This window comes from Pirellulales bacterium, from assembly GCA_035499655.1.
Taxonomy (GTDB): Bacteria; Planctomycetota; Planctomycetia; order Pirellulales; family JADZDJ01; genus DATJYL01.
This window is the reverse complement of the sequence record DATJYL010000233.1, coordinates 1-11,721: the sequence shown is the minus strand read 5'-3', so window position 1 is coordinate 11,721 and position 11,721 is coordinate 1. Positions and strand designations below refer to the sequence as shown.

Below are 11,721 nucleotides of genomic sequence, written 5' to 3'. Positions count from 1 at the left end.
ATGCGGAAATTCGGGCCATCGAGCAAAACATTGCGCCGTTACAAATCGATCGGGAAATGGTCGGCCGACGCATGTCACGCGAATCGGATGATGAACGTTATCAATTTCTTGCTGTCGAGTTCGATCGTGTTTCGAAGGAGCTTAAAAATGCTGAACTACAACTGGAAAATTTGAAGAGTTCAGTCTTTCCTAAAGTGTCGAAGTCGGAGCAGGTCGACGCCGCCATGGCCCTGTTCGCAAGGATTCTGCAGGCTGCTACCGATCAGGGTGCTCGCCAGGATTTGCGTCCACTTTTGACAGAACTGAATCTTTGGATTGGTTTGAACTTTGTCGGCGCAATTAAGGGAAAGAAGCGAGAAGTCCGTCGTATCGCTGGGGGAATCATCGCATTCGATTCGGAAGATTTACCGATAAGACTCTATGGCCCAGAGCATGTTAGCGATGGATGCAGCACCCTGAGCAAAACATCTTTGGACCAAGCAATCCCCGCGTCAGCTGATGCGGGGCGGAAGGACAAGCATGCCAGCAGCGAAGAACCGCCACTGGCATGCCCTGATAACCATTTTGCCGATCAGGAGAGCATTTCGTTCACAAAGGTGAGTCGGGGCGACTGGATTTGAACCAGCGACCTCTTGGTCCCGAACCAAGCGCTCTAGCCAGGCTGAGCCACGCCCCGCAATATTGGCAAACAGCTGATTCTAGCCGACCAACCGGTGTGGTCAACGCCATCTCCCTTTTGGCCGTCTGCTTTCCGAGCCACTCCCTTCTCTTGCCGCCTTGTGATTTCACGCAAAAATCTTCACTATTCCGCAAATCCACTAAGTCGGTTGTAGAGTTTTTCCCGCGTGGCCCATAATCCGGCGGAGGGCGTGGGAATAAAATAAAATCGCTCGCCATCAGTTGTGTTGTTCCAGCCTTGCAGGCAGTGGTCGGGCCGGTAGCGAGCAATGGTCGCCGCAATGTCGGCATAGCGAAAATTCACGCCTTCAATTTCCTTTTGCGTTAGGTGCCCCGGAGCGTAAGTAATTGTGAATCGTCCTTCGCTTGAGCCGTGGATCAAATGGGCGGTGGCGTGAGCCAAATCTTGCATGTCGATGTTCTGCCGGTACAGTTCCATCACGCGCGGCGTGCCGACGTATCCATATTTGCGGATAAAGGCGTCGACTTCGGGCTGCTCTCCAAAGCGTTTCAGCCCCGGTGCGATAATCACCAACTCGCCGTTATCGGCCAGCGCCATGCGCGTGCGATAAATTGCTTTATTCGCGACCCACGTGCTGAAGAATTCGTCGCCTTGCATAACGCACACGATTTTCTGCACAGGCTCGTCGAACATGGTGATGTTCTGTTCTCGCGATTGCCGAGCGGCGCCCAAGTAAGTATCTAGATCGTCACCCACATGAATTCCTGAATGCACCAGTTTGTCGTTCTGATTGCGGGCCAACACCACCTGCACATAAAAATCGGGAAGTTTTCCTAGGAAGTCATCTTCAGCGCGATTGAAGCAAGCCCGCACCGGCGTGACGAGGTTCCCAAGATTATTTTCAATTCCACAGCACGCCGCCGCCATGTGAGCAGCGCAAATCAGATCCTTGCCACCTAAACCGATGAAATAGTTTTTATTGTGGTTGGCAAAGCCTAGCACTTCATGGGGAACGACGTGACCGATGTTAACGATCCAATCCCATGAATCTTCCATCAACATTCGATTGAGCACTATGGGAAAAGGCCAATCGGCGGCCCCTTGAGTCGCTTCGTCAACAAAGCGCCCGGAAATCTGCCCTACTGTGGTGCAGCCGTTGCGCCAATCATGCGCATGAATCAGTTCGTTGGGGATCGCGCCGAACATTTGCCGATTTTCCTCAGGCGTGTGCGGCACGTGCTGTCCCAGCGTGGGGATGACGTGAATCTCCGCTTCATCTTTGAGCAGGCCATACAAAATTTCTGTCAGACGGCCCGCGCCAGAATGCATGCGTGTAATATCAGGCGGTAGCAGCAGCACTTTTTTCGGTTGGGCGCAGATCCGCCTGCGTGCCTCAACAACCGTCTGTTGCATCAGCAAGTGCAACCGATCCCAGGAGATTTCCGCGGCGCGTTCGGTGAACCAAGGCATGAAAATGGTCTTAAATTGCTGAGGCTCTAAATGCTTAATCCCAGCTCGGCCAAGCGGGCTTTAGTTGTATCATAGCTGGTATGCTGAATCCCGATGATTCCCATTTGGGACGCAACTTCTACAAGCATGGCCCGATCATCGATATAAATCACTTGCTGGGGTTCAAGCATGGCCACATCCAGCGCCAATTGGTAGATGTCGGCATCGGGTTTGCGCAAGTGAACGAAGCTGGAAACAATGAAAAAATCGACGAATGATTTTAAGTTGAACCGCTGGACACGGTCAAACGTCAATTCACGCCCTTCGTTACTGACGACGGCCACCTTCAATCCATATTTGTTCTTCAGGCGCGTGAATAATTCGATCATTTCGGGAAACGGCTGCGTAAAATCAGACACGAACTTTTTAAAGTCCGCTGGCGTAAAATCCCGTGGTTTATAAAACACCGTGCGTTCCAGAAAAACATCGAACGAAATCTTGCCCGATTCGTACGTGTCGAACGTCAAGTGGTGCCGGGCTTCAAAATCTTGCAAATCCAGATGAAAGCGATCAGCCAGTGCTCGGCGAATTTTGCTGTCCCAACCGTTGGTGAGTAAAACCCCGCCAACATCCAAAAACATGGCTCGGATGGTCGACACGGCAATTACCCCATTAGCAGGCTAACTGAGTGAAGATGAAAATCGCTCTCGTTCACGATTGGAAATGCCCGCAAAGCAGCCCATCCTATCAAATGCCGGGCCGATTCGGAAGTTTCTGTCGAAGTACGCCTTTTCCGCGGTTTTCGCTTTGTAAAGTGCCCGTTATTGATATAATGGAGCGGGGATTTTGGTCTCTGATTTGGGGAGCGGCCAGCGGTTTCTTCCGCGTGGCGGAGAAGGGTGCGATGAGTCTATTCTGTCCAAGCTTGTGGGCGTGTGTCAGCCAGAGTGCGTGTCGCTTGGAACGTAATGTCTGGATTGCGGCCACTGCTGTTTTTTTGTGCATCGCCGGCACTGCGCTGGCGGCGACAACGCCGCCGGTCCAACTACCAGCGGCTCCTCCTTTGCCGACCATTGGTTCCACCGTTTATAACGTCACCCTCACTAATCCGCTTATCGACGGCGGCGCTGTGGCTAGTACCGGCGCTTCCGGTTCCACGAATGCTGGCGTCATCAATGCCTTCATCAGCTACGCTTCAGCGCATGGTGGGGGCACGGTTGAAATTCCCGGCCCAATGACGGGAACGTCCACTTTCAAATCGAATGTGATCACTATGCAAAACAGCGTGAACTTGCAAATCGACCCCAATGCAATCCTGCAAGCCAACACCGCTGGCGCAACATTAATCACTACGCCTTCGTCCGGAACTTTCACCAACATGGAAATTAGCGGCGGCGGCATTATCGACGGTCACGCCACTGCCGCCACCAGCAACAATCTGGTGACGCTCCAAAAAGTAACCAATTTGGAAATTACCAACGTCACGATCGAAAACTCCGGTCATGAGCATCTCGTGCCGGAAAAAGACACCAATGTCACAATCAATAACGTCAACATCAATGACGATCTCGCCCTCACCAGTAGTACGGGCAAAACGTATCTGTCCAATACCGACGGCATTGATTATTCAGGCAGCAATTTCCGCATCCAAGGCTGCAATATTGCTGATGGTGATGACGACATTGTCGCCAAGCCGGCCAGCACCGCGTGCAATAACATCGTTATTTACAATTGCAATATCTATAACGGGCACGGCATTTCGGTCGGGGGCGGCACGGCGGCCGGCGTCTCGAATATGATCGTGGCTAACTGTACATTCAACCCTAGCAACATGAGTGATACCAACCAAAACGGTAAGAACAGTATTACCTACGGGTTGCGAATGAAGGCTGAGGACGGGAACGATCCGAACCAAACCCAATCGGGCGATGTCGGCGGGGTGCTGCAGAATGTGAAGTACATCAACATCTCCATGACGGGCGTGAAAAACCCCATTGCCATCGAAAGTTATTATGATGGGGGAGATACGTTCGCCGATTCCCCCAACGACACCGCCTTTTATACCTATGGCGGAACGCCGTCCACTCCCTTGCCGCCCACCGCTTTCAGCGGAACCACGCCCCAGTGGGATAACATTTCCTACGAAAACGTAACCGCCACGGGAGCAACTTCTACCGTATTGATTAACGGGCTCAACGCCTCGGCCAATCCCACCGCCACGCCTTATGCCAATGCCATCAATGGGCTGGCGTTCAGCAAAGTAAATATCACCGGATCTTTGCAGATGGATTTATGGTACGGAGCCAATGTCGATGTCAACGGACTTACGATCAACGGCGCAACGAAAAGTCTTTACGACCTCACCAACCAAGCGCCGGGTACGGTGGGGCTCGTGGTCGGCGATTTCAACCGTGATGGCCACGTCGATGCCGCCGACCTGCAAGCGATGATGCTGGCGCTAACCAATTTAACCAGCTACCGGCAAACTTATTTTCCTCTGGAAGTTAGCTCGCAGTACGACGCATTATTCGGCGATCAAATGGAAGTCATCGGCGATTTGAACAACGACTTTGTTTTCAGCAGCGCTGATCTGCAGGTTTTTTTAAAGTTACTCTCCCAGAGCGGCGGCTTCGGATCAACTGCCAGCGTGCCCGAGCCGGCGTCGGTGGTCCTATTAGCAGTTGGGCTTTGCTTGCTGACGTCGATTCGCATGCGTCAGCGCGTTACCGTTCGGAGCGGGTGATATTTGCACCCCGGGCGTGCGAAACCCCAGAGAACAGGCGGCCAGGCCAAACAGATGGTCCTGTGGCATCGCACGAAGCTGCTGCGAAGCCAGATTGCTTAGCGGCGTCTACGGCAGTAAGCCTTAAACGGCTGTGCGGCGGCGCCGCCATGTGCAGCCGACGAGCGCGAAGCCTATTCCAGCCAATATAATGCTGGCCGGTTCTGGCACGACCGAGGAGAGACTTCCATGGCCACCCTTGAGGTATTTCAGTAAGGCCTGCAGGTCAGCATTGTCGAATTTTCCGTTGCCGCTCACGTCTGCATATTGGCCCATATTACTTGTCGTGACACCGTGCGAGGCGGGGGTGCCATAGCCAAAATCGGTCGACAAATAGCCGCTAGGATTCGTCAAGGCGGCTTCCAATGCGGCAATATCTTTCGCATCCACATGTCCGTCAAAATTCATATCTCCCAACAGAATGTTTGACGCAACGCTCTCTCCGATCAAAACTATGTCCGTCCCCCCGTTTCCCGAAATCATGCTGATGGCAGAGGTGGCGGCATTGCTGTAGGTGATCGAGCCGGAGTAAGAAATCGTCCAATCGTAAGTGTTGCCGCCGAAGGTGGCCGAGATCGTGGAACCCTGAATGTAGGGTGTAATGCCGTCCGTCGCGTAGAAAATCTTCGGATTCGTGCTCAACCCCTTAATCCCGCTAGCCCCGGATACGAAGCTCACTAATCCGAGACTTTGAGGTATGCCGCCCACCACGGTCGGAGCCGCATCCAACACTAAACTTAACTCGGACGCTTGTGTCAAAGGAGTCATGCCGTCGCTCACGCCGTTTCGAAGCGCTAGCTGTCCGTTCGACGATTCACCCGTAAACGGAGTGCCGACAATTTGAATGGGCCGAACATCGCCGTGGCTGCTCTGATCCAATCCGTAGTGATATTCCAGAATTCCAATGCCGTTATAACCGACATACATATTCGCCAACTGAATGGCGCCAGCGGCGCCCGTGTTCCGATCGATGAACTTGCCGGTGGCAGTAAGCACGTTGCCCAGCCGAACCCCCGGGCTGGAACTGGTTGACGTTGACGGTGTTTGAAAGAGTAGGGTTCCCCCCGAATAGTTATAAATACCCAAGGTATGCGTTGTATCTCCCAGACTTAAATAAGCGTCGTTATTGGTATCTTGCAGGTTGACGGTACCACCGGTCTGGACAATCGTCCCGGTTACAGTTTCACTCATGCTTGAAAGATCGGTGCGAGCGATTCGCATCTGGCTGGCAAGATCCAACTCACCGCTTTTGACGGTGAGCGTGTTGTAATTGGCGGGTGGGTTGGCGCCGGAGGGCTGGTTGCCTAAATAAAATCTGCCCAATTGATACGGGGTTACGTATGGAGGAGTCCCCGCATTAGCCAGGTAATTGGGATCATTCGTCGGATCGAATACTACGCCATCGCCGACCCCAGTGGTCTGGTTTACGCCGTAACCATTGTCGACCTCCGTAGCTGAGTTCATGGCGGCGCCAGTTCCCGTATTCGGGAGCGTGTCGCTGCTCCAATTCACGTTATCATACCACCAACTTGTGTTATCGCCTTCGTCGTAAGTAAATGCGCCTTGAGACGGCTGAACCATCCACGCCATCCCTAAGCCAACGCATACGGCAAGGCCCGCTATACTTCCGCGCATTTCGACAATAATGCGAATAAAGTCGGCAATTCTAACGAAGCAAGTCCTCATGATTCTTCACTCCCTATTGACTCCTATACTGGCCCAAGCCAGCGCAGGCGCTTCAAAATCCCAAATTCAGCATTCTGCCTTGAAAGGGAAAAACATGTCAATTCAATCTACGCACAGCATATGAATGCCGGTATTACCCCGCGCCATTGGATCGACCCCCTTACCAAATCAGAAATGAAAAAGCCCCCTGGCTCGATGTTTTATGCCGAGGCTCATTATCAGCCATGCCTAAGTTCCGCACACATGCAACTCCCCCCATTCGGAGGACGTCACAGCACGTTATTTTCACTCGGCGACTTTACGCCTCCCCAGAGTGATTAAGCCCAAGGCCCCCGCTCCCAGGCCCAAAAGAATCAAGCTTCCCGGTTCGGGAACGTTCACAAGCGGCCCCTGCACCTCAAATAAAGTCGTGTCAAACGACGTAGCAGTAGTGCTGCCTTTGTTTGGACGGAAGGAGAACGTGTCGTAAGTAAAACTATTCGGACTGGTGTCGTCATAGGTGTCTTCAACGGTTCCTGTGCCACCAATGCTGCCGCCAACCATTTTGACATCGACCATCAAATCGTTTGACATTCCACGGGTTAACGTCCACGTCATCGTGTACTGCGTACCGCTGGCATAACCAGTTTTGCCTGTGGTTGCGTTCGGGTCATTCGTCAAGGTCCCAGACACCCCATTCGCGCCCCAGTTGCCTGAAGTACTCATCAGATCGGTTGGATTGGCAATCGCTTCCTTCAACGCAAATGAATTGCTGGCACCGAGCGTAGTGCCCATGTTTCCGAAAATGGCGTAACCCGCATATCCTGTTGTCGGAAGGCTATTATTAATCGTGGCGACACGAACAGGAGAGTCGACTACAGCCACGTCAAACGCTTGACTTGTATTCTGTGCGACCACGCCGGTCGGCGTAAAAACCCAGGTCAGGACCATTTGGTCACCGGGATTGGCAAGGACTACGGCGGTACCGGGCGCGGTGAAATACGTCGTCATTTGGTAGGACGAAGTTCCATTAGTATTCATCGCCGAAACCATGTGACCCACGGATGGCGTGGTCGACCCCCCGTTGTTATTGACAGTCCACAAAGAGGTGATATCGCCGCTGCCGTCCTGATCGACGCCGTTCTCCGAATATGTCGTGCTATACGGCGCCGTTAGCGCGATAGGCGGATTAGTGATCAAGCCCGAGTTAAAGGTATTGTCCACAATCACGGTTGCTTGGCTCGAAGAGCAAATTAGCAGAGCCGCCACAAAAGCAAGAACCGCCGCAGCGTGTACAGAAGAAAGCAAACAAACCGTTGGAAGAAGCCGACACCGATACATGAGACACCTCCCCAAAACAAAGATGTTGACTCACGGTGCGCGGCCTCTTCCAAAACAAGCGCACGGCAAGAGATTGTGACTACCGTAACCCCCGGTACATCATTGTGTATACATAGCCCTAACGGGCATGTCAACAATTTTCCCAAAAGGATACCTGAATTACTTTCCTGCTGGGCCAGTGAGTGGGTCAGTGAAAAAAACACACTGCGACCCCCTGTGCATTCACACGATGGCAAGCACCCCAATTGCAGCTTTAGCGAGAATTGTGTCAGAATATTCCCTGGTCAGCGACGTTGGAATAACGCATTTCTATCGGCTTTCCGTCAAGCAGGAGGTGCCTTGAGTCTATTCTTGATGGGCACAAATCATTGACTCTCCAGTCAAAATCATTTATACCAATAAGTGTAGTCGTCTTGCCTGAATGGGGGGGTCGGGGATCGTCAATGCCATTCAGGTGCCGGACTTCGGGGTGAGGTTCTCAGCATAGGTTTTTGACGTTGCCAGTGTTTCGCAGGCTTGTGCTGGGTGCTTTTCCCGCTGCTCTCCGCATCATCATTAATTCGTTCAAGGAGTCGGCCATGGCCGCTTCAGTCGCTGCGCTCAGGCGAAAGCAGGACTTGGATTCCCAGTGCGCTCAGGCAAAGCTTTTCACTCCAGGTTTTGGGCGCTCAGGCTTCACGTTGGTTGAATTACTGGTGGTCATCGCCATCATCGGAATTTTAATTGCGGTATTATTGCCGGCTGTGCAGTCGGCTCGCGAAGCAGCTCGCCAGTCTCAATGCAGCAATAATGTACGGCAGCTTGGTTTAGCGCTGCAAAATTACAATAGCGCGAACAATAGTTTTCCTCCAGGCATAAAGTTCACGCCCCGGTCAAACACAGACTATCTTGGCAATTCATTTACTAATGCGGCGCCTTATGGCCGCGCCAGCACGGAAAGTTGCTTTGGCTGGGGGGCTTTTATTTTGCCCTTCCTGGAAGAAAAAACGCCCGCCGACGTCTTCAAGAACGCCACTCCTCCCGCGACCGATGAGCAAGATGCCAAGCGGATGGATTACGATTGGGCGAAAGTATTTGATTCAACCGCCAATCCCAGCACTCCTTTGGATTTATACCGCAGAGATGCTGCCGCTACCGGGCAATATGCCAGCGCGCCGCTGTTTACCCCCACCGAGTTCCTCTGCCCCAGCGATCCCTTAGGAAATATCAACGTACTGTTCAATCAGCCGGCTGGCCAGGATGGCAGTACGACCACTCCCACAAACATCTATGGAAAAGATGTGTCAGGTAAATCGAATTACGTGGGAATTGCAGGAACAAGGGGTGCAAAGCGCCCCACTTCGGGCGATCAGTTTTGGTGGTACGGGCCCATCAGCTCGTCGTTTAATACAACAAATCCCCCTGAAAAGACGGAAAAGAAAGGCCTTTTATATTTCAATAGCAAAACGAAAATCAAAGATGTCACGGATGGCACAAGCAAAACTTTTGCCATCGGCGAGCGCGATGGCGATTACATCAGCACTTACACTCGCCCACTTGGATTCCGCGGCCGTATGGCAGCCGTGTGGGTTGGGCCCATGCAGGCCCAATATCCAGACGAAGCTTTAGCCAACTGCGTCGCCCCCTCAACCATCGGCAACTCGATAAATGCCAGTTCTGGTTCTTTCCTGCTTAACGGATATAGTCTAGCCGGCACAAGCAAAGATAATGAATACTGCATCGGTAGCAAGCATCCCGGCGGAGCAAACATGGGTATGGTAGACGGGTCGGTACGATTCATCAGTGAAAATATCGATGCGGCCACGTGGGAATTACTGGGAGGAATTAACGACGGCAACACAATGACGAATTTAAGTAGCGGAACGACCTATACTGTTAAAGATTATTGAAAGCCAAAGATTATTGACAGCCTGAGTGTCTTAAACCACCCGTCTTGTTTTGCACAATTTTGTTGGTGGTCTCCGTAGGGTTTTGTTAGCTCACCATTGCTGTATATTTCATTAGTAAACAGTGCATGCTTTTCTTTTCGCTATCTTTTCGAAGCCTCGCTAGTGTTTTGTTGGCCATCATCCTAATTTCGTCAGCTGGGTGCAACTCTTCGGGAGTGCAATTAGGTAGTGTGACAGGGCGAATTACAAAAAACGGAAAACCCCAACCCAAAGTTTCCATATTTCTTACTCCATTGGAAGGTGGCCGGGGATCCGAGGGGCTCACTAATGAAAACGGCGAATATCAAATGGTTTATACCCGGGACCTAATGGGTGCTCTCGTCGGGAAGCAGCGCTTGACCGTCTCCACGGCTCCCAAAACCAAAAACGGTGACATCGTCTCCCCTGGAATGCAGTTGGTTTCAAAGGAAGTGGAAATTAAACCAGGTTCTAACACATTCGATTATGATCTCGCCGAAAGCGAAGCGGAAAAATCTAAATAAGAATCGCCAACCTACGACTAAGCACCAAGGCGCACTCGCTGCAGATTATGCCATCCGTTAGAATACGAATTCAACTAAGGTCGCCTGCAATTTGCCATGTTGCGATTTGACTTACTTCACTTTGCCGCTGGTGCTTGCTTCATCGTGGTGGCCACCTTTTTAGGCGGCGCCTTTTACGCTTCGTTAGGAAGCTCTTCCAAGATAGAGCTAGGCACAGTTAGTGGACGAGTGACCTTCCACGGACGTCCGCAGCCAAATTTGTGCATAGATTTTGTGCCTGCCGGCGGTGGCCGTGGCAGCGAAGGCCGGACTAACCAGCAAGGCCACTACCAAGCAATCTACTCGCTCGATAAAGCGGGTGTCTTGGTCGGCCTGCAAGAAGTACTTATCTGCGTACCGGAGGTCTTAGATCACGCCAATAACCCCGTCATCCCGCGCAGAATTCTCTACTCGGCCGACGTCGAGATCCACGAAGGCCAAAACCAACTCGATTTCGACCTAGCCAATTGGCAAGCGACCAACAGTCATCGGCTTACCGATGTTGCTCCAGTGCGAGCAGAATAAACCTTTGAATGACGTGCTTCCTGATTCTCTCACTGACACTGGTACGAAGATTGGGGGATAGCCAGGGTTCTCTCAGGGCTCACAGCACTGGATCGGGTCAAGGCGCCACTTTTTTATCCTAGAAATTCCCTACCTTCCTGTGAAAGTTTTGAATCCAATATGACTCTCAAGCCACGAACTTCCACTCGATGGTTTCACGTTCTTACTCGGCCTCCTAGCGATGAAGTTCACCTTCGTTTGTATCTGATGATCGTACTGTCGTCAGAAGGAAGAAATTGGGAAGGATATTCCCCGTGCCAATGTCCTTTCGATATAATACAAGCTCACTGTGGCTACTGTCCGATGTCGCACGGGTAAAACTACGCAAAGTTACGATGCCCTATTGATCGTCTCATTTGGCGGACCGGAAGGCCCCGATGAGGTAATTCCCTTTTTAGAAAATGTTCTTCGGGGGCGAAATGTCCCGCGCCAGCGGCTGCTGGAAGTCGCGAAACATTACGAGCATTTCGGGGGCATCAGTCCCCTCAATTCGCAAAATCGGGCATTAGTGGCTGCATTACAAACGGAATTGCAGCAACAAGGCATTCGCCTACCCGTTTACTGGGGCAACCGCAATTGGCGCCCCTTTTTGGCCGAGGCCCTCCGTAAAATGCAGGCTGACGGAGTCCGTCACGCGTTGGGGTTTTTCACGTCGGCGTTCAGTTCCTATTCTGGCTGCCGACAATATCTAGAAAACATTGCCACTGCGCAAGCTGAGTTGGGGCCGGGTGCGCCGCAAATCGACAAGCTCCGGGCATATTTCAATCATCCTGGCTTTATTGAATCGATGATTGAGCGCGTCGCCGAGGC

10 protein-coding genes and 1 tRNA gene are annotated in these 11,721 nt (G+C 52.1%); 6 read left to right on the top strand and 5 right to left on the bottom strand.

What is annotated here, in order from left to right:
* Nucleotides 1–620 (top strand): hypothetical protein (locus tag VMJ32_18310; GenBank protein HTQ40974.1); only part of this gene is annotated, 620 nt, incomplete at its 5' end.
* On the opposite strand, the gene VMJ32_18305 is transcribed toward VMJ32_18310, so the two are convergent.
* From VMJ32_18305 to VMJ32_18295, 3 genes are all read right to left on the bottom strand, one after another.
* Nucleotides 602–676, bottom strand: a tRNA-Pro gene (locus VMJ32_18305). The two genes, VMJ32_18310 and VMJ32_18305, sit on opposite strands and share 19 nt — an antisense overlap.
* Nucleotides 677–802: 126 nt before the next feature.
* Nucleotides 803–2,110 (bottom strand): lactate racemase domain-containing protein, encoded by a 1,308-nt coding sequence (locus tag VMJ32_18300; GenBank protein HTQ40973.1) that lies wholly within the window; start codon nucleotides 2,108–2,110, stop codon nucleotides 803–805.
* Nucleotides 2,111–2,136: 26 nt separating this feature from the next.
* Nucleotides 2,137–2,748 carry an HAD family phosphatase gene (locus tag VMJ32_18295; GenBank protein ID HTQ40972.1) on the bottom strand — a complete coding sequence of 204 codons (612 nt, stop codon included), beginning with the start codon at nucleotides 2,746–2,748 and terminating at the stop codon, nucleotides 2,137–2,139.
* Between the two features lie 299 nt (nucleotides 2,749–3,047).
* Here VMJ32_18295 and VMJ32_18290 point away from each other — a divergent pair, with 299 nt between their 5' ends.
* The gene (locus VMJ32_18290) at nucleotides 3,048–4,832 is read left to right on the top strand and encodes a glycosyl hydrolase family 28 protein (protein ID HTQ40971.1); all 1,785 of its coding nucleotides are present in this window, start codon (nucleotides 3,048–3,050) and stop codon (nucleotides 4,830–4,832) included.
* 123 nt (nucleotides 4,833–4,955) lie between these two features.
* Here VMJ32_18290 and VMJ32_18285 read toward each other — a convergent pair whose 3' ends face one another.
* Nucleotides 4,956–6,452: a dockerin type I domain-containing protein gene (locus VMJ32_18285; protein ID HTQ40970.1), complete on the bottom strand. Its 1,497-nt coding sequence runs from the start codon at nucleotides 6,450–6,452 to the stop codon at nucleotides 4,956–4,958.
* Nucleotides 6,453–6,842: 390 nt separating this feature from the next.
* Nucleotides 6,843–7,844, bottom strand: coding sequence for a PEP-CTERM sorting domain-containing protein (locus tag VMJ32_18280; protein ID HTQ40969.1), 1,002 nt, complete (start codon nucleotides 7,842–7,844; stop codon nucleotides 6,843–6,845).
* A gap of 611 nt (nucleotides 7,845–8,455) precedes the next feature.
* On the opposite strand from VMJ32_18280, the gene VMJ32_18275 reads away from it, so the two are divergent.
* The 4 genes from VMJ32_18275 to VMJ32_18260 form a co-directional block, all read left to right on the top strand.
* Nucleotides 8,456–9,766 (top strand): DUF1559 domain-containing protein, encoded by a 1,311-nt coding sequence (locus VMJ32_18275; GenBank protein ID HTQ40968.1) that lies wholly within the window; start codon nucleotides 8,456–8,458, stop codon nucleotides 9,764–9,766.
* A gap of 125 nt (nucleotides 9,767–9,891) precedes the next feature.
* Nucleotides 9,892–10,308, top strand: coding sequence for a carboxypeptidase-like regulatory domain-containing protein (locus VMJ32_18270; protein HTQ40967.1), 417 nt, complete (start codon nucleotides 9,892–9,894; stop codon nucleotides 10,306–10,308).
* A 96-nt stretch (nucleotides 10,309–10,404) separates the two neighbouring features.
* Nucleotides 10,405–10,872, top strand: coding sequence for a hypothetical protein (locus VMJ32_18265; GenBank protein ID HTQ40966.1), 468 nt, complete (start codon nucleotides 10,405–10,407; stop codon nucleotides 10,870–10,872).
* A gap of 328 nt (nucleotides 10,873–11,200) precedes the next feature.
* Nucleotides 11,201–11,721, top strand: a 521-nt coding sequence (locus tag VMJ32_18260) for a ferrochelatase (GenBank protein HTQ40965.1), incomplete at its 3' end; no start/stop codon positions are given.

What these genes read in the sequence shown, in the direction of transcription:
- VMJ32_18265 (HTQ40966.1), top strand. Translation starts at nt 10,405, where the DNA reads ATGTTGCGATTTGACTTACTTCACTTTGCCGCTGGTGCTTGCTTCATC.
- VMJ32_18270 (HTQ40967.1), top strand. Translation starts at nt 9,892, where the DNA reads ATGCTTTTCTTTTCGCTATCTTTTCGAAGCCTCGCTAGTGTTTTGTTG.
- VMJ32_18285 (HTQ40970.1), bottom strand. Translation starts at nt 6,452, where the DNA reads ATGGTTCAGCCGTCTCAAGGCGCATTTACTTACGACGAAGGCGATAAC.
- VMJ32_18300 (HTQ40973.1), bottom strand. Translation starts at nt 2,110, where the DNA reads ATGCCTTGGTTCACCGAACGCGCCGCGGAAATCTCCTGGGATCGGTTG.
- VMJ32_18275 (HTQ40968.1), top strand. Translation starts at nt 8,456, where the DNA reads ATGGCCGCTTCAGTCGCTGCGCTCAGGCGAAAGCAGGACTTGGATTCC.